Raw genomic sequence first — 17,496 nt, 5'->3', positions numbered from 1 at the left:
CGTACGACACCACGGGGACCCATCAGCCATGCCCGACACGGGGGAATCCACCACCGACCGCCGCGAGCGCCTGAGCGCCGCACGGGACGACATCGCCGGCGCCGACAGCAAGAACAGCCTCATCGGGGCGATCAGGAAGGCCCTGGAGGTGTCGGCCCCGGTGGGCGACCCCGACATCCTGGAGACCCTGGGCACCACCTACCGCAAGCAGGCCGACCAGGCGGAGAAGGTCCACGACGAGGTGGAGTCCGTGGCCCGGTCAGGACTGCCGGAGGTGTGGGTGGGCGACACCGGCGCGCGCGCCGCGGACGTCGTGGCCGCCGCCTTCCGCGACGCGGAGCAGATGGCCGTCGCCTTCCGCGCGGTGGGCGGCGCGCTGATGACGCTCTCCACGGCCGTGGAGTCCGCGCGGGCCGAGGACCGCGGCGGGCGCGAGCAGTTGCGCGAGGCGCTGACGATCCTGGGCGACGAGGACGGCTTCTTCGACGACTTGGTCGAGAAGGACGCGGAGGAGGCCGAGCGCCGCCGCGCCCAGTCCGTCGCCGGCGCCGGGGCCGAGCGCCTGCACGCCGCCGCCGTCACCGCCGACGACGCCGCGCGCGCCGCCGCCCGTGAGCTCGACAAGTACGCCGCCGAGGCCCGCGCCGCCCGCATGGACACCGGCGAACTGTCCGCCGCCGACCGCCTCGCCCTCGCCGACACGGGCGTGGCCGGTGGGGACCGCGAGCACAACGAGATCCTCACCGCGACCGACCTGGACCGCGCCGGACAGCGCATGGACCGGATGTCGCCGGCCGACCGTGCGCGCTTCGAGGGGATGCTCGCCGACGCCTCCACCCCGGAGGAACGCGCCTACCTCACCAAGGCCATGGCCGCGGGATACGACGTGGACGAGGTCGCGGCCTTCCGCGACAAGATCCACGGCAGGGACCCGGTCTGGCTGCAGCGGCACCTGACGCCGTATGTCACGCGCGACGACAGCCTCGCCGACGAGGGCCGCAACCCCGACGGCTCCAACGTCAACTCCGACCAGGCCGACTTCAACGGCGAGCGCTGGTCCCAGGAGGGCCCCACCTGCGTGCCCTCGTCGGTGGTCACCGGCCGGGCGATGGTCGACCCGGTCTACGCCCTGGAGCTGACCGGCGGCCCGAGCGGGCAGGAGGAGGACACCGGCGCCTTCCGCGAACGGCTCCGCGACGAGCAGTCACGGCTGTACGAGGAGGGCGACGGCGGCTACGCGTACGACTTCCCCTTCGGCCGCGAGCGCACCGGCATGGACCTGGAGGGGCAGACCGAGATCGCCGACAAGGAGATCAGCCCGCACACCGGCAGCGAGTACCACCAGCAGGACGTCCGCAGCGCCGACGCCCGCCGCGACGTGCTGCCGGACATCGAGCGTTCCGTCGCCGAGGGCAAGCCGGTGCCGGTCAACATCGAGGGGAAGGACGAGCACGGCGACCGCGTCGGTCACGCCGTGATGATCGTCGGCCAGGAGGGCGACATGCTCCAGGTCTACAACCCCTGGGGCCACACCACCTGGATCAGCGAGGACGACTTCGTGGACGGCCGCATGGACCGGACCGCCGACAACCGCATGCCCGACGCCTATTCCGTCCACCTGCCCGCCGAGTGAACCCGCCCGAGGACCGCCGATGAACACCAGATCGCTCCCGGCCGCCGCGGCCACGACGGCCGCCGCGCTCCTCGGCCTGACCGGCTGCTCGCCGGGCACCGCGGAGTACGGCACCGGCACGCGCGCCATCGAGGCGGCGCCCGGCGAGGAGTTCCGCATCTCCGTGCCCTACGACCCCGGGCAGGGGGAGTGGTGGTACCGCGTCGACCCGGCCCCGGACAGCGCGGTGCTGCGCGCGGGCGCCGAGGACGGGGACGACGGCGCGAAGACCTTCGCCTTCGAGGCCGTCGGCACGGGCCGCACGCAGGTCCGGCTGCTGCACTGCCCGGCCCGCACATGCGTGGGCGCGGGCCCCACGGCCTCGCCCTCGCCGGGCGTCACCGCCCAGCACACCGCCACCGATTCCGTGCCCCGCTACTACACGTACACCGTCACCGTGAGGTAACCCATGGCCCCGTCCCCCGCTCCCCTCACCGAAGCCGAGCTGGCCGACCGTGCCGAACAGGACCTGCCGGTGCTGCTCCGCCACGGCCTGAGCCGTCCGGGGCCGCAGCGCACCGCGCTCTTCGGCGACGGGGCCGTCGGCGCGGCCGTCCTGCTGGCCCGGCTGGACGTCCGCCCGCGCGCGGTCGCCGCACTGGCCGGGCTGGTCCGCGCGGGCGGTACGCAGGCCGCGGCCGCGCTGGCCGAGCCGCTGCCGGGCCCGCGGGCGACCGCCCTCGCACAGCGCTGGCTCATCGCGGCGGACGTCTCCGGTGCCGGCGTCGACATCGACACCGACGAGACCACCGCGCGCTGGCTGACCGCCGTCGCGGACATCATGGGTCTGCGTGTGGCAATGGGGAGGCAAAACCCGCCGGGGCGTTGAACCTGGCGCACCGTGAGGTCGTACAGCACCGTAGAAAGCGGCGGTCCAGCACTCCGGCCCGCCACGCCGTCAGCGGGGCCTCGTACGGAAGGACCTTCGGGTTGTCGCTCTTCACGCGTTCTCAACAGCCGCCGGGCACGGACAAGGACGTGCCGCCCGACGAGACCGGCGTCCCCGAGGACGCCGCGGCCCAGCAGGGCCCGGCCGAACCGGCCGACACCGCGACGGAGTCCACCGAGGCCACGGAAGCCGCCGACGCCCCCGAACCGGCCGAGCCCGGCGACCCCGACCCCGACACGGCGGCTCAGGCCGCAGAGCCCGAGACTGCCGGGGGGAACCCGGCCGAGGTCGTCGGCGCGCCCGCCCGGGACGAGACCCCGCGCGGATGGCGCGGGCGGTATCCGAGGGCGGCACGAGGGGTGGCGACGGCGACGACCGTGCTGGCCGCGGTGCTCGTGCTGGGTGCCGTGCTGCTGCCGGACACGCTGGACAGGCTGACGGTCGCGCAGTTCACGCGGATCCCGGCGGAGGCCCTGCTCGGTGTGGGGCTGGCGCTGCTGCTCCCGCCGCGGCCGCGGCGGATCGCCGCCATCGTGCTCGGCATCGTGCTCGGTCTGCTGACCCTCCTGAAGTTCCTCGACATGGGCTTCTGGTCGGTGCTCTACCGCCCCTTCGACCCCGTGCTGGACTGGACCCTGATCAGCGACGGCGAGGAGTACCTGAAGGAGACCTCCGGCCAGGCCTTCGCCGTCGCCGCCGTCATCGGGGCGATCCTGCTGGTCGTGGCCCTGCTCGTGCTCATGACGCTGGCCCTCGTGCGGATGAGCGACGTCGTCGCCCGGCACAGTGCCGTGGCGACCCGCGGCACGCTGGTGCTCGGGACGCTGTGGGTGGCGCTGGCGGCCTTCGGGGTGCGGATCGCCGGTGATCCGCTGGCCGCGAAGACCACGGTGGAACAGGCCACGAACCACGTCCACATGGCGCAGGTCAGCCTGGCGGACTCGAAGGAATTCGCCAAGGAGGCGGCCGTCGACCCGTTCGCCGACGTGCCGCCGGACCAGTTGCTGAGCGGGCTGCGCGGCAAGGACGTGATCTTCGCCTTCGTGGAGAGCTACGGCCGCAGCGCGGTCGAGTCGCCGGAGATGGCGCCCCAGGTGGACGCGATGCTGGCGGACGGGACGCGCCGGCTGAAGGCGGCCGGCTTCTCCTCGCGGAGCGCGTTCCTCACCTCGCCGACGTTCGGCGGCGGGAGCTGGCTGGCGCACTCGACGTTCCTGTCGGGGCTGTGGATCGACAACCAGCAGCGCTACCGCACCGTCACCTCCAGCGACCGGCTCACCCTCACCGGCGCCTTCCAACGGGCGGACGCCTGGCGCACGGTGGGCATCATGCCGGGTGTCATCCGGTCCTGGCCGGAGGGCAAGTTCTACGGGCTGGACCACGTCTACGACTCCCAGCACCTCGGCTACAAGGGCCCCAACTTCAGCTGGTCGCCGGTGCCGGACCAGTACAGCCTGGAGGCCTTCCAGCGCATGGAGCACGGCCAGAAGCACGACAAGCCGCTGATGAGCGAGATCATCCTGGTCTCCAGCCACCGCCCCTGGGCGCCGATCCCGCGCACGGTGGGCTGGGACGAGCTCGGCGACGGCTCGGTCTTCAACGCCATCAACAAGGAGGGCAAGAACCCCGACGACGTCTGGAAGAGCGCGCACTCGGTGCGCCAGGAGTACGCCAAGTCCATCGAGTACACGGTGAGCAACCTGGTGTCGTGGGTGGAGCGGTACGGCAACGACAACACCGTGCTGGTCTTCCTGGGCGACCACCAGCCGACCACCATGGTCAGCGGGAAGAACCCGAGCCACGACGTGCCGATCGCGATCGTCGCCCACGACAAGGACGTGCTCGACCGCATGTCGGGCTGGGGCTGGCAGGACGGCCTCCGGCCGCACCCGGACGCGCCGGTGTGGCGGATGGACACCTTCCGCAACCGCTTCCTGACCACCTACGGGGCGAAGACCGCGCCGTAGCGCGGCCTTCGCGGGACGGACCGGCGCGAACCGCGTCAGCCGCCGATGGCCCGGGTGAGCTGCTGGATGTTGTTCCAGCTGTTGTCGCCCGAGCCGTCGTAGGTGTTGGAACTGTTCGGAGAGGCGATGGCGATGATGGGGTTGCCGCTGTTGTTCGCGGTCCCGTTGATCGTGACGTTCTGGCTGTTGTTGAGGTTTCCGCTGTCCACCGGGCCGTTGGCGCAGACCCGGGTGTTCGGCGTGCAGCGGGCGCGGACGTCGGCCGGCCCGGCTGCGAGCGCCGGCGCGGTGCCGGCCAGCAGCAGGGTCCCCGCGCCGGCGGTCATGAGGGCGTATCGCACGGCTCGTGTCATCGCAGACCTCTCGATCCTCACGCCCCCCGTGGGCGGAATCAGCACATGCGCCACCATTGTCCGCCGGGCTCCCCTGCCCGACCACTCGACGCCCCCGGCTAGCGTCCCCGGCCGCCCTGTCCCCGGATGACCTGGGTGGAGTTGGCGCTGTCCACGGCGTCGCCGTTGACCGCGTTGTTGGAACCGGTGGAGCCGTTGGAGCTCGACAGGTTGCCGCTGTTGTTGGGGTTGCCGCGGTTGACGAAATTCCCGCTGTTGCGGCTGTTGCCGCTGCGGATCGGGCCGTTCACGCAGGTCACGGGACCGTGGTAGGTGAAGCCGATCAGCGGCCCGCAGACCACGTTGGGCCCCGCCTGGAGCACCGTGCCGACGTCCGCGCCCGCGACCGCGTGCAGCAGCGACGGCTCCGGGCCCGGTACCTGGGCGGCGGCCTCCCCCGGCACGGTGGCCAGGGCACCCAGGGCTCCCGCGACGACGACTCCCACTCGGGCGATCCTCTTCACCGTTCCCCGTATCCCTCGACCCCGCGGCCCCTGAGCCGGCGACCCCGCCGCACGACCCCGACACCGCGGTTATACACCGCTTGTCCCAGCTCGTCCGGCGGTCCGCCGCCCGCTCCCCGGTCGCCACGCGCGTCCCGCCGGGGTTTTCCCCCGAACGGCCCAACGCCTCCCCGGGCGGCGGTCCCGCGAGGGGCTGTTACCGTCCCCCGGTGCTCTCCCTTGACGAGCCGGCCCTCTTCACGCGGCTGCGGGACGCCCGGCGGGTGCTCGTGGCCGGAGCGGGCGGCGGATTCGACGTGTACGCCGGGCTTCCCCTGGCGCTGGCGCTGCGCACGGCCGGCAAGGAGGTGGCGTTGGCCAACCTGTCGTTCGCGGATCTGTACGGCCTGGACACGGACGTGTGGCTGGAGCCGGGCGTCGCCGCGATCCGCCCGGACACCGTGGCGCGCGGCACGTACTTCCCGGAACGCAGCCTCGCCCGGTGGCTGGAGGGGCGGGGGATGCCGTCCACGGTGTACGCGCTGGAGCGCACGGGCGTGGAGCCGCTGCGCGCGGCCTACCGGGCGCTGATCGCGCACCTGGGCGGGGTCGACGCGATCGTGCTGGCCGACGGGGGCACCGACATCCTGATGCGGGGTGACGAGCACGGTCTCGGCACCCCGGAGGAGGACATGGCGAGCCTCGGCGCCGTCCACGGGCTGACCGACGTGGCCGAGCGCCTCGTGGTGTGCCTCGGATTCGGGGTGGACGCGTACCACGGCGTCAACCACACACTGGTGCTGGAGAACCTGGCCGCGCTGGAACGGGACGGCGCGTACCTCGGCGCGTTCTCCCTGCCGCGCGACAGCCGCGAGGGAGCGCTCTACCTGGACGCGGTCGCCGACGCGCAGGCCGCGACGCCCGACCACCCGAGCATCGTCAACGGCTCGGTGGCGGCCGCCGTGCGCGGCGAGTTCGGGAACGCGCAGTTCACCGAGCGCACCCGGCACAGCGAATTGTTCGTCAATCCGCTGATGGCGCTGTACTTCTGCGTGGACGCCGTGGGCCTGGCCCGCCGCAACCTGTACCTCGACCGGCTGGAGGGCACGCAGCTCACCCGGCAGATCAGCTCGATCGTCGAGGAGTTCCGCGACGGGCTTCCGCGTCAGCGGCCGCCCCGGACGTTTCCCCACTGAACGGCAGCCGCAGGGTGAAGACCGAGCCGGCGCCCAGGGTGCTCTCGGCGCCGACCGTACCGCCGTGGGCCTGCGTGAGGTTGCGGACGATGGCGAGGCCCAGACCGCTGCCGCCGGTGCTGCGGCTGCGGGACTTCTCGGCGCGCCAGAAGCGGTCGAAGACGTGCGGCAGGTCCTCGGCCGCGATGCCGGTGCCGGTGTCGGCGACCGCGACGAGGGCGGTGTCGCCGGCGCGCCGGCCGCGCAGGGTGACGGTGCCGCCGGCCGGGGTGTGACGGAGGGCGTTGGAGACCAGGTTGCCGACTGCCTGACGCAGCCGGACCGGGTCGCCGTGCAGGCCGCCGAGGTCGTCGGCGGTGTCCACGGCGAGGACGACCCCGGCCTTGTCGGCGCGGCCGCGGTGCGCGCCGGCGACCTGGCGCAGCAGGTCCGCGAGATCCACCGGGCCCTTGTGGAGCCGTAGTTCGCCGGCGTCGGCGGCGGCGAGGTCCTGCAGGTCGTCCACGACGTGCTGGAGCAGCAGCGCCTCCTCCAGCAGCGAGGAGATCAGGGCCCGGTCGGCGGGGACGATGCCGTCCTCGGCGGCCTCCAGCCAGCCGCGGATGGTGCTGAGCGGGGTCCGCAGCTCGTGGGCCACGTCGCCGACCATGGCGGTGCGCAGCCGCTCCAGTTCGGCCCGGCGCCGGGACATGTCGTTGAAGACCTCCGCGAGCCGGCTGATCTCGTCGCGGCCGGTGACCGCCACCCGCGCGGAGACGTCGCCGTCCTTGAACCGCCGGGCCGCCCCGGTCAGCGCGCGCAGCGGCCGTACCAGCCGCAGGCCCAGGACGACGGTGACGGCCACGGTGAGCAGCAGCACACCCCCGACAACCCCGGCGATCCGCACCCGGTTGGGGGCGGACAGGTCGAAGGGGGAGGAGGGGACGGCCGCCTCCGGGTCGGGAGCGCCCACGAAGAGCAGCGCGGGCGGGGCGACGTACGGGGTGAGTTGCTCACGGCGGGCGGTGGCCAGGCACTGCGCCTGCGTGCGCCGGGCCGCCGGGCTCCGGGACCCGGTGGTCGTCCAGGTCAGGTCGAGGGCGAGCTGCACGGGCGGGGCGTCGCGGCGGGCGAGGCAGGTGTCGGCCAGGGTGTTGAGCCGGGCGAGCGCGCGGGCCTCGGTGGCCGTGGGCTCGCCCAGGTCGACCGCCTCGCAGCGGGAGCCGGGGGGCGGCTGCACGAGGTAGGTCTGCAGCCGCGGCCGCCCGCTGGGCGTCGTGGTGACGGTGGTGTCGATGCCGAAGACGTCGTGCAGGCAGGCAGCCTTCCGCTGGGCCAGTTCCCTCAGGTGGTCGCGTTCGGTGGGCGGCAGCCGGAACGGGCCGACCGCCCGCGGGTCGATGCGGTCGGAGTCGACCGCGCCGGGCACGAAGACCGAGTCGACCGCAAGGGGGTCCACGGTCGCCGACGCCCGGTCGGGCAACGGCGTGGAACGGGCGCCGGAGGAACCGGCGGAGTCGGCGAACGGCCGGCGGTTCTGGTCGGTGAGGGCGATCCGGTGCCCGGTCTTCCGCGCCAGCCGGTCGACCAGCGGCTGCGCGCCGTGCCAGTCGTCCTGGCCCGCCGCGAGGCCCAGCAGCGCGTCGTAGATCCGTGCGTCGTCGGCGAAGGCCTGGCCCTGCTCCTGGTGGATCGCCCGCGCGGTGGTGCGGACGGCGAGCCAGGCGGTCGCGCCGATCGAGCAGACGGATATCAGCACGGACAGGACGAGCAACCGCAGCACCAGGCTGCCGCGCAGGCCCGGCCGGGTCACACGTCCCCCGCGAGCTTGTAGCCCACGCCGTAGACGGTGAGCAGGCGGATCGGGCGGGCCGGGTCGGGCTCGATCTTGCGGCGCAGGTTCATCACGTGGGTGTCCACCGTCCGCACGGTGAAGTACCGCCCGGTCCCGTGCAGTTGGGCGAGTATCTGCTCACGGGTGAAGACCCGTCCTGGCTGCTCCGCGAGGGTCTCCAGCAGCCGGAACTCCCCCGGTGTGCAGTCGATCGGCTCGCCGTCGCAGCTCACCTCGTGGCGTACCGGGTCGACGGCGAGGCCGCCCGCGGTCAGAACGGGGTCCGGGCGGGGGGCGGCGGCCGGCGCGGGGCGGGCCCGCCGCAGCAGGGTCCGCACCCGGGCGACCAGCTCCCGCGGGCTGTAGGGCTTGGCCATGTAGTCGTCGGCGCCCAGGTCCAGGCCGAGCAGCAGGTCGTCCTCGGTACAGCGGGCGGTCAGCATCAGCACCGGCAGGTCGGACTCGCGGCGCAGGATGCGGCAGACGTCGAGGCCGTCGACCTTGGGCATCATCACGTCCAGGACGAGCAGGTGCGGCGGATCGCGGCGCAGTTCCTCCAGCGCGGCCCGGCCGTCGTGCACGACGGTCACCGTGTGGCCCTCGTGCTCCAGGTAGAGGCGGACCAGCTGGGCCTGCTTGGTGTCGTCCTCGGCGACCAGGATGCGTGCGCTCATGCCGGGAGTATAGGTATGACAAATGACGCGATTCCCTGGTCGCGGGCGCTTCCGGGACGGGACCAAGGGACCGCGAACGCTTCCTGACAGCTTCCCCACATTCGCCGCCCACGATGGGGCGGCATGACCCGCTCACGCATCCCCCGCCGCGTCCCGCGCTCCTTGGGGGCCGCCGCCGTCCCCGCCACCGTCCTCGCCTCCGCCCTGCTGCTGGCCGGCTGCGGCGGCTCCTCCTCCCCGGCCGGCGACACCGCCGCCGGCAAGGACGACGTCGCCTCGCTGCAGACCGCGTCCGCCCCGCCCGCCGGGGACACCTCCCCCACCGCCGCGGCCCCTTCCCCTTCCACGGCCGCCGACCAGGGCCGGCCGCAACTGCGCCTGGACATGACCGACGCCGAGACGCAGGTCTACTGGGAGGGCTACTGGAAGTGCCTGAAGGAGCACGGGCACAAGATGAACCTCCAGCGCGGCCCCTACTCCGTCGACCAGAACGACAACAGCCCCACCGCCAAGGCCGCCGAGAAGGCCTGCGCCGGGAAGCTGCCCCTCCAGCCGCCCGAGACCGAGCGCGAGACCAACCCCGACTTCGACGAGGACTACCGCGACTACATCGCCTGCCTCAACGACGGGGGCCTGCACGTCACGGCGCTGCCGGGCAACACCGGCTGGACCTACACCGGCACGAACACCCTGAGCCCCGAGAAGTCGGCGGACCTCGACCTGAGCTGCAAGGTCAAGTCCTTCGGCGGCAAGCATGGCTGAGCACCGCCTCCACGTGCGCCGCCGGCACCGGTTCACGGTGACCCTGGCCGTCCTGCTGTCCGCCGGGACGGCCGGGGCGGGCACCTTCGCCTGGAACGCGCGGGCCGGCAGTCACGAGACCGCGCCCGAGCAGCCGGTCCACCTCCACACCGCCAAGGTGGCCAGGACCGACCTCTCGACCCGCCGCACGATGCCCGGCACCCTCGGCTACGGCCGGCCGCTGCCGCTGCGCGGCAAGGGCGCGGGCACGGTCACCCGGCTGCCGTCCCCCGGCGCGCGGGCCGCCCGCGGCAAGCCCCTGTACTGGGTGAACGACCAGCCCGTCACCGTCTTCTTCGGCGACACCCCGTTCTTCCGCCCGCTGGACAAGCCGGGGCTGCACGGCCGGGACGTCACGGTGCTGGCCGACAACCTCAGGGCCCTGGGGTACGACACCGGGGACACCGGGTGGTCGTCGCGCGGCACGGCCGGGGCGGACGGCGCGTCCGGCGGGGACGAGTTCACCCCCGCCCTGAGCGCCGCGCTCAAGCGGTGGCAGCAGCACACCGGCCAGCAGGCGACCGGCACCCTCGCACTCGGCCGGGCCGTGGTCCTGCCGGGGCCGGTGCGGGTGAACACCGTCGGAGCCGTCCTGGGGGACCCCGCGGAGGGGGACCTGCTGACGTACACCTCGACGGCCAAGTCGGTGGCGCTCACCCTGGACGCCACCGACGTGGGCGGCGTCCGCACCGGGCAGGCAGTCACCGTCACGCTGCCCGACAACCGGGAGGTCCCGGCCACCGTCACCGTGGTCGCCCGCGCCGTCCAGGGCGGCTCCTCGGACGAGGAGCAGGCACAGGCCGGCCCGCCCACGGTCGCCGTCACCGTCACCCCGCGGCGGGCCGCGGACGTCGAGGCGCTGGACTCCGCCTCCGTACAGGTCCTGTTCACCAGCACCGAGCGCAAGGGCGTCCTCACCGTCCCCGTCACCGCGCTCGTCGCACTCCGGGAGGGCGGGTACGCGGTGCAGCGGCCCGGGGGCGCCCTGGTCGCGGTGAAGACCGGGATGTTCTCCGACGGCCTGGTGGAGATCAGCGGACCGGGCGTCAGCGAGGGCATGACCGTGGTGACGGCCTCATGAGCAGGCCGCCCGCCGCGCCCGTCCTCGTCGTGGACGAGGTGAGCAAGACCTACCCCGGCGGCGTCACGGCCCTGGACCGGGTGTCGCTCACCGTCGGGGAGGGCGAACTGCTGGCCATCCTGGGGCCGTCCGGGTCCGGCAAGTCCACGCTGCTGCACATCATGGGCACCCTGGACCGGCCGACCTCCGGCACCGTCGAGATCGCCGGGCACGCCGTCTCAGGACTGGACGACGGCCGGCTGTCCGCGCTGCGCGCCCGGCTGCTCGGCTTCGTCTTCCAGCACTTCCACCTCACCGACGGCCTCGACGCGGCGGAGAACGTCGCCACCGGCCTGCTGTACGCGGGCGTGCCGCGCCGGCTGCGGCGCCCGCGCGCCGAGGAGGCACTGGCCCGGGTGGGCCTGGCGCACCGCACCCGCCATCTGCCGCACCAATTGTCGGGCGGCGAACGGCAGCGGGTCGCCATCGCCCGCGCACTGGTCAACGAGCCCGCGCTGGTGCTCGCCGACGAACCGACCGGGGCCCTGGACAGCACCAACGGGCAGGCCGTGCTGGACCTGCTGACCGCGCTCAACCGGGAGGGCACCACCATCGCGGTCATCACCCACGACCGGGACGTCGCCGCCCGGCTGCCGCGCCGGGTGGAACTGCGCGACGGCCGGATCTCCTCCGACACCACCCGCACCCCCGCCGGGAGTCCCGTATGAACCAGCGCATCAGACTCGCCCCCCTGGACGTCCTGCGGCTCGGCCTGCTGGGCCTGCGCACCCGCAGGACCCGGGCCGCGCTGTCCGCGCTGGGCATCGCCATCGGCATCGCGACGCTCGTCGTGGTCACCGGCATCCCCGCCTCCAGCCAGCGGGCGCTGATGGACGAACTGTCCGCGCTGGGCACCAACATGCTGCGTGCCCAGCCGCCGCCGTCCGGCAGCGGGCCGGAAGCCCTGCTCCCCGAGGCCGCCGACGCCATGGCCGCCCGCATCGGCCCCGTCACCAGCGCGAGCGCGGTCGCCAACACCCATGCGACGGTGCGGCGTTCCGATCTGGCCGATCCCAACGACTCGATCGGGATGACCGTCCTGGCCGCCAGGACCAACCTGCTGGACACGATCGGCGGCGGTATGGGGTCGGGGCGGTTCCTCACCCCCGCCACCGAGCACTTCCCGACCGCCGTCCTGGGCCCCCGCGCCGCGTCCCGACTGGGCTTCGACCGGATCGTCCCGGGCAGCGAGCCGCTGGTGTCCATCGACGGCCACGCGTTCACCGTGATCGGCGTGCTCCGGCCGATGCCGCTCACCCCCGAACTGGAGACCTCCGTCCTGGTCGGCTGGGACGCGGCCCGCCACACGCTGGGCTTCGACGGCCACCCCACGGTAATCTACGTCAAGGCGGTCGAGTCGCGGATCGAGGCGGTGCGCGACGTGCTGCCCGCCACCGTCAACCCCGAACTGCCCGGCCTGGTGCAGGTCAGCCGCCCCTCGGACGCGCTGGCCGCCAAGCGCGCCACACAGCACACCTTCTCGGCCCTCTTCCTGGGCCTGGCCGGGGTCGCCCTGCTGGTCGGCGGGATCGGCGTGGCCAACACCATGGTGGTCTCGGTGCTGGAGCGGCGCCGGGAGATCGGCCTGCGCCGGGCCCTGGGCGCCAACCGCCGCCAGATCCGGGGGCAGTTCCTCGCGGAGTCCGTCGCCCTGTCCGTCCTGGGCGGGCTCACCGGAACCGTCCTGGGCGCGGCGGCGACGGCCGGCTACGCGCTCTCCCGGTCGTGGCCGCCGGTCCTGCCGCCGCTCGCGCTCGCCGCGGGTGTGCTCGGCGCGCTCGTCGTGGGCGCGGCCGCGGGTGTCTACCCGGCGGTCCGTGCCTCGCGGCTGCCCCCGACGGAGGCGCTGGCGGCGGTGTGACGCGGCCCCGGGGGCAGGCAGCGGTACCCCGCCCCCCGGGGCGGGGGGCGGGATATCGTCGGGCCGAGGCGAGAGGAATCCGACATGCCCTCCTACACCATCGGCCAGGCAGCCCGGCTGCTCGGCGTCAGCCCGGACACCGCGCGCCGGTGGGCCGACGCCGGCCGGGTCGCCACGCACCGCGACGAGGGCGGCCGCCGGCTCATCGACGGCCGCGACCTCGCCGCGTTCTCGGTGGAGCTCGCCCGCACCGGGGGAGGCGCCGAGGACGACGTGCCGCACACCTCGGTCCGCAACGCCTTCCCCGGCATCGTCATCGCCGTGAAGCTCGGCGACGTCGCGGCCCAGGTGGAGATCCAGGCCGGCCCGCACCGGCTGGTGTCCCTGCTCACCCGTGAGGCCGTGGAGGAACTCGGCCTGGAGGTCGGCATGGAGGCCACCGCCCGCGTGAAGTCCACCAACGTGCACATCGACACGGTCTGACGGCCCCGCCGGCCCCTGCCCGCCCCGTCAGGAGGCGCCGCCCGCCGACGCGGAGGTCGAGTAGGAGTGCGCGCCCGTCCCGGCCAGCGCCCCGCCGTCGACGATCAGGTACTCGTCGCGGATCGGCTTGCCGTCCAGCCAGGACTCCAGGATCTCCCGGGTGCCGGCGGCGTAGCGCGCCTGCGCCGACAGCGAGGAGCCGGAGATGTGCGGGGTCATGCCGTGGTGCGGCATGGTCCGCCAGGGGTGGTCGGCCGGTGCGGGCTGGGGGTACCAGACGTCGCCCGCGTAGCCGGCCAGCTGACCGCTGCGCAGCGCCCGGTCGATGGCGTCCCGGTCGGCGATCCGGGCCCGCGCGGTGTTGATCAGGTACGCGCCGCGCTTCATCGTGCCGAGCAGCTCGTCCCCGAACAGGCCCTCGGTCTCCGGGTGCAGCGGCGCGTTGATGGTGACCACATCGCAGTGCGGCACCATCGAGGCGGTGTCGGCGTGCCAGGTCAGGCCCAGCTCGCGCTCGGTCTCCTCCGGGAGCCGGTGCCGGTCGGTGTAGTGCAGCTTGACGTCGAAGGGCGCCAGCCGGCGCAGCACCGCGAGCCCGATCCGGCCGGCCGCGACCGTGCCGACGTGCATGCCCTCCAGGTCGTAGCTGCGGGCCACGCAGTCGGCGATGTTCCAGCCGCCGTCCAGCACCACCTTGTGGGAGGGCAGGTAGTTGCGCACCAGGGACAGCGTCATCATCACCACGTGCTCGGCGACGCTGATGCTGTTGCAGTAGGTGACCTCGGCGACGGTGACCCCGCGCGCGATCGCCGCGTCCAGGTCGACGTGGTCCGAGCCGATGCCCGCGGTGACGGCCAGCTTGAGGTTCTTGGCGGCGGCGATGCGCTCGGGGGTGAGGTACGCGGGCCAGAAGGGCTGGGAGATCACGACGTCGGCGTCCGGCAGTTCCCGGTCGAAGACCGACCCGTCGCCGTCCTTGTCGGAGGTGACCACCAGCGTGTGGCCGCGGCTCTCCAGGAAGCGGCGCAGGCCCAGTTCGCCGGTGACGCTGCCGAGCAGGTGACCGGGGGTGAAGTCGGTGTCCTGCGGGGTGGGCGTGGTCTGACCGCCGGGGTAGTGGTCGATGCGGGGCAGGTCGTCACGGGCGTACGTGGTCGGGTACCCGTCGGTCGGGTCGTCGTACAGGACACAGAGAACCTTGGCCATGATCGCGGCTCCTCAACACCGTTGCCGGAAGGTGCCTTTCACCATCCTCGCCGGAGATTCCGCAGGTCAAAGCGATTGTCGCTATCTCGGGATAGCCGACGGCTATCACCTGCGGTCAGCGGCGTCCCAGGTAGCTGTGGAGCAGTTCGTCCAGCGCGTCCCGCACACCCGCCTCGCGCGCGACCTCCAGCAGCGCCCCGCCGAGCACCGACCCCGGCTCGTGGTCCGCGACGACCAGGCCCACCCGCGGCCCCCGCGCCGGGCCGCGCAGCGGCACCACCCGCATGCCGTCCGGCACCCCGAACATGTGCAGCCACGCGTGCGAGATGACGCTCGACCAGCGGCCGCCCACCAGATGCGCGTACAGGCCGGCCACCGTGTCGGACTCCACCGCCGGGTCGGCCGTCACCCCCTCGGCGGCGAAGCACCCGTCGATGATCCGCCGGTTGCGCATCCGCGGCGACAGCAGGCACAGCGGCAGCGCCGCGACCTCCGCCCAGCTCACCTTCTCCGCCGGGCCGGGGCCGGCGCCGGGGCCCGGGGCGCCGTCCGCGGGCGTCAGCAGGACGTAACGCTCCTCGTACAGCGGGAACTTCCGGACGTGGACGAGCGTGTCGTCGTCCAGGTACGTCATCGCCACGTCGAGCTCGAAGTCGGCCAGCCGGCGCGTGATGTCCCCCGAGGACAGCGACTCCAGGCTCACCCGGGCCCGCGGGTGCCGGGCGCAGAAGGGCGTGGTCAGCAGCGAAGCGGCGGTCAGCGCGGTGGGGATCGCGCCCATCCGCAGCGTGCCGCTCAACCCGCCGCGCATCTCCGACAGTTCCTGCCGCAACGCGTCCCGCTCCGCCAGGATGCGGTGCCCCCAGGCCAGCACCCGTTCGCCCTCCGGCGTCAGGCCCTCGAAGCGGCGGCCGCGCATCACGATCGGCACCCCGAGCTCGTGCTCCAGTTTCCGTATCGCCGCGGACAGCGAGGGCTGGGAGACGTAGCAGGCCTCCGCGGCGCGTGCGAAGTGCCGTTCGCGGGCGAGCGCGACCAGGTACTCCAGTTGACGAAGCAGCATGCCGCGGAGCCTACGGACCGGGCGGCCCGAAGGCTGCCCCCGCGGGGATCCCGGGCCGGTGACCTGGCATCCGCCGCATGGGGAGAACGCGGATCACGCTGGTCGGCGGCGCGGCGGGGGCGGCACTGGCCGCGGGCGGTGACGTCCCGGGGGCGTCCGAGGAGCGTCGCCGAGGAGCGCACGGCGTCCTGCGCCGACGCGCGGCAGGCGGTCACCGACGCTCACCGGGCAGGTGCGCACGGCGCAACGCCATGCGTACGAGGACCCCGAGTGGTCCGGGACCGCGAACACCTTCGAGCAGGCCCGCGTCCGCATCCTGACCACCGCGATCACGCAGAACCCGTCGTGCTTCGACGCCGTCACGCGCGCGACGGCGGCCGTTCCACCGGACGGCCCGGGGGACGGGGCCGAGGGGGAGTGGGACGTGGCACTGTGCGCGCTCCCGGAACCAGGGACGGCGAATGCACCGTTGCCGAGTGAGGCGGGCCCCGGCCTGCGGCGGGGCACGAAGGGGGGTAAAGAAGTAGAAGGGGGAGAACGAGGGGACACCCGGGGAAGAGGGTGGTGCTGATGTGCCGGTGGCTGGCCTATACGGGCACGCCGATGCTGCTCGACAACATTCTGTACAAGCCCCAGCATTCTCTGATCGACCAGAGCCTGCACTCCCGCATGGGCGTCGAGACGACCAACGGCGACGGCTTCGGCATCGGCTGGTACTCCCCCGGGCTGGAGACCCCCGCGATCATCCGCGACACCGGGCCCGCCTGGAACAACCGCAACCTGCGGGAGATCGCGCACCACGTCACCTCGCCGACCTTCTTCGCCCATGTGCGGGCCTCCACGGGCAGCGCGATCCAGCAGACCAACTGCCATCCCTTCCGGCTGGGCCGCTGGCTGTGGATGCACAACGGCGCGATCACCGACTTCCACCGGCTGCGCCGCGACCTGTCGATGGCCATCGATCCCGTGCTGTTCTCACGTCTGGAGGGCTCCACCGACTCCGAGGTGATGTTCCTGCTCGCCCTCAGTCTCGGGCTGGACCAGGACGCGCCGAACGCCGTCGCCCACATGGTGGGCCTGGTGGAGCGGGTCGGCCACGAGCACGGGGTGGAGTTCCCGATGCAGATGACCGTGGCGGTGACCGACGGCGAACGGCTGTGGGCGTTCCGCTACTCCAGCCGGCGCAGCTCGCGCTCGCTGTTCTTCAGCAGCCGCGTGAGGTCCCTGGAGGAGCTGCACCCCGACCTGTGGTGGCTGCAGGACGTCTCCCCGGAGACCCGGCTGGTGGTCTCCGAGCCGCTGGGCGACCTGCCGGACGCCTGGCACGAGATGCCGGAGAGCACGTACAGCGTCGTGCAGCCGGGCCGCGACGAACTGCTGCCCTTCGCCCCGCTGCCGGTCGACCCGCGCGACGCCGCCCCCGTGTGACGCGACGGCCCCGGGTGCGGGACCTGGTCCCGTACCCGGGGCCGTCGCGGCGGCGCGCGGGACCCCCGGTCACCGCTCGTCGAAGCGCCCGAGCACGGGCTTGACGTCCACCACGGGCGTGCCGTCCAGCGCCTCCAGCCGGCGCACCCGTACCCGCAGGCCCTCGATCTCGGCGATCTCCACCCGGTGCAGGCCCAGCGGATTCGGCCGGTCCGGCGATCGCGTGCCGAACACCCCGGTCAGCGGCCGGTCCGGTTCGCCGCGAGGCCGCACCTCCAGCACGTCCCGGCGCGCCCGGTCCAGCCAGGTGAGCACCAGCACCTCCATGCCGGCCCGCAGCCCGCGTAGCCCCTCCGCCACCGCCGGCTCGAACACCAGCCACGCCTCGGGCGCCCCCTCGTCCGCCTGCTTCGGCGCGTCCCGCCTGCGCTTCAACGGCGACTCCACCCGCCCGACGGGCCGCAGCGCGTACTCCGGCTGCTGCATGC

At 73.6% G+C, this 17,496-nt stretch carries 18 protein-coding genes; 11 read left to right on the top strand and 7 right to left on the bottom strand.

Translation table 11 applies throughout. The annotated features are described in order from the left end of the window. Positions 1-28: 28 nt before the first annotated feature. The 4 genes from PV364_RS13690 (at position 29) to PV364_RS13675 (ending at position 4,528) form a co-directional block, all read left to right on the top strand. Positions 29-1,633 carry a peptidoglycan-binding protein gene (locus tag PV364_RS13690; RefSeq protein WP_319660184.1) on the top strand — a complete coding sequence of 535 codons (1,605 nt, stop codon included), beginning with the start codon at positions 29-31 and terminating at the stop codon, positions 1,631-1,633. A 19-nt stretch (positions 1,634-1,652) separates the two neighbouring features. Continuing rightward, positions 1,653-2,078 (top strand): hypothetical protein, encoded by a 426-nt coding sequence (locus PV364_RS13685; protein ID WP_319660183.1) that lies wholly within the window; start codon positions 1,653-1,655, stop codon positions 2,076-2,078. A 3-nt stretch (positions 2,079-2,081) separates the two neighbouring features. After that, positions 2,082-2,501, top strand: coding sequence for a hypothetical protein (locus PV364_RS13680; RefSeq protein ID WP_319660182.1), 420 nt, complete (start codon positions 2,082-2,084; stop codon positions 2,499-2,501). A 101-nt stretch (positions 2,502-2,602) separates the two neighbouring features. Continuing rightward, entirely contained in the window at positions 2,603-4,528 is a 1,926-nt protein-coding gene (locus tag PV364_RS13675) for a sulfatase (RefSeq protein WP_319660181.1), read from the top strand. A gap of 35 nt (positions 4,529-4,563) precedes the next feature. Here PV364_RS13675 and PV364_RS13670 read toward each other — a convergent pair whose 3' ends face one another. Both PV364_RS13670 and PV364_RS13665 read right to left on the bottom strand, forming a co-directional pair. Continuing rightward, on the bottom strand, positions 4,564-4,881 hold the full coding sequence (locus PV364_RS13670) for a hypothetical protein (protein WP_319660180.1): 318 nt from the start codon (positions 4,879-4,881) through the stop codon (positions 4,564-4,566). Between the two features lie 98 nt (positions 4,882-4,979). Beyond that, positions 4,980-5,366, bottom strand: a complete 387-nt coding sequence (locus PV364_RS13665) for a hypothetical protein (RefSeq protein WP_319660179.1) — start codon at positions 5,364-5,366, stop codon at positions 4,980-4,982. Between the two features lie 227 nt (positions 5,367-5,593). Here PV364_RS13665 and PV364_RS13660 point away from each other — a divergent pair, with 227 nt between their 5' ends. Further along, on the top strand, positions 5,594-6,559 hold the full coding sequence (locus tag PV364_RS13660) for a DUF1152 domain-containing protein (RefSeq protein ID WP_319660178.1): 966 nt from the start codon (positions 5,594-5,596) through the stop codon (positions 6,557-6,559). On the opposite strand, the gene PV364_RS13655 is transcribed toward PV364_RS13660, so the two are convergent. Continuing rightward, the gene (locus PV364_RS13655) at positions 6,489-8,351 is read right to left on the bottom strand and encodes a HAMP domain-containing sensor histidine kinase (protein ID WP_319660177.1); all 1,863 of its coding nucleotides are present in this window, start codon (positions 8,349-8,351) and stop codon (positions 6,489-6,491) included. The genes PV364_RS13660 and PV364_RS13655 overlap by 71 nt on opposite strands. Next, the gene (locus tag PV364_RS13650) at positions 8,348-9,046 is read right to left on the bottom strand and encodes a response regulator transcription factor (protein WP_319660176.1); all 699 of its coding nucleotides are present in this window, start codon (positions 9,044-9,046) and stop codon (positions 8,348-8,350) included. The genes PV364_RS13655 and PV364_RS13650 overlap by 4 nt, the downstream gene beginning before the upstream one ends. A 123-nt stretch (positions 9,047-9,169) precedes the next feature. Between PV364_RS13650 and PV364_RS13645 the strand changes: the two genes are divergently transcribed. The 5 genes from PV364_RS13645 (at position 9,170) to PV364_RS13625 (ending at position 13,311) form a co-directional block, all read left to right on the top strand. Then, complete coding sequence (locus PV364_RS13645) at positions 9,170-9,808, top strand: hypothetical protein (protein ID WP_319660175.1); 639 nt, start codon at positions 9,170-9,172, stop codon at positions 9,806-9,808. Next, positions 9,801-10,928, top strand: coding sequence for a hypothetical protein (locus PV364_RS13640; RefSeq protein WP_319660174.1), 1,128 nt, complete (start codon positions 9,801-9,803; stop codon positions 10,926-10,928). Before PV364_RS13645 ends, PV364_RS13640 begins: the two co-directional genes overlap by 8 nt. After that, positions 10,925-11,635 (top strand): ABC transporter ATP-binding protein, encoded by a 711-nt coding sequence (locus PV364_RS13635; protein ID WP_319660173.1) that lies wholly within the window; start codon positions 10,925-10,927, stop codon positions 11,633-11,635. The genes PV364_RS13640 and PV364_RS13635 overlap by 4 nt, the downstream gene beginning before the upstream one ends. Next, a complete protein-coding gene (locus PV364_RS13630; RefSeq protein ID WP_319660172.1) occupies positions 11,632-12,828 on the top strand; it encodes an ABC transporter permease in 1,197 nt (398 codons plus the stop codon). The genes PV364_RS13635 and PV364_RS13630 overlap by 4 nt, the downstream gene beginning before the upstream one ends. An 84-nt stretch (positions 12,829-12,912) precedes the next feature. Further along, entirely contained in the window at positions 12,913-13,311 is a 399-nt protein-coding gene (locus tag PV364_RS13625) for a helix-turn-helix transcriptional regulator (RefSeq protein WP_319660171.1), read from the top strand. A 27-nt stretch (positions 13,312-13,338) separates the two neighbouring features. Here the strand turns inward: PV364_RS13625 and PV364_RS13620 are convergent, their stop codons facing one another. Next, positions 13,339-14,517: an NAD-dependent formate dehydrogenase gene (locus PV364_RS13620; RefSeq protein ID WP_319660170.1), complete on the bottom strand. Its 1,179-nt coding sequence runs from the start codon at positions 14,515-14,517 to the stop codon at positions 13,339-13,341. Between the two features lie 115 nt (positions 14,518-14,632). Next, on the bottom strand, positions 14,633-15,580 hold the full coding sequence (locus tag PV364_RS13615; protein ID WP_319660169.1) for a LysR family transcriptional regulator: 948 nt from the start codon (positions 15,578-15,580) through the stop codon (positions 14,633-14,635). Between the two features lie 570 nt (positions 15,581-16,150). Here PV364_RS13615 and PV364_RS13610 point away from each other — a divergent pair. Continuing rightward, complete coding sequence (locus tag PV364_RS13610) at positions 16,151-17,008, top strand: class II glutamine amidotransferase (RefSeq protein WP_319660168.1); 858 nt, start codon at positions 16,151-16,153, stop codon at positions 17,006-17,008. A gap of 69 nt (positions 17,009-17,077) precedes the next feature. On the opposite strand, the gene tsaA is transcribed toward PV364_RS13610, so the two are convergent. Continuing rightward, positions 17,078-17,494 carry a tRNA (N6-threonylcarbamoyladenosine(37)-N6)-methyltransferase TrmO gene (tsaA, locus tag PV364_RS13605; RefSeq protein ID WP_319660167.1) on the bottom strand — a complete coding sequence of 139 codons (417 nt, stop codon included), beginning with the start codon at positions 17,492-17,494 and terminating at the stop codon, positions 17,078-17,080. Between the last annotated feature and the right edge of the window lie 2 nt (positions 17,495-17,496).

Origin of the sequence: Streptomyces sp. MI02-7b (assembly GCF_033793585.1) — a bacterium.
GTDB lineage: Bacteria > Actinomycetota > Actinomycetes > Streptomycetales > Streptomycetaceae > Actinacidiphila.
This window is presented reverse-complemented; position numbering and strand designations above follow the sequence as displayed.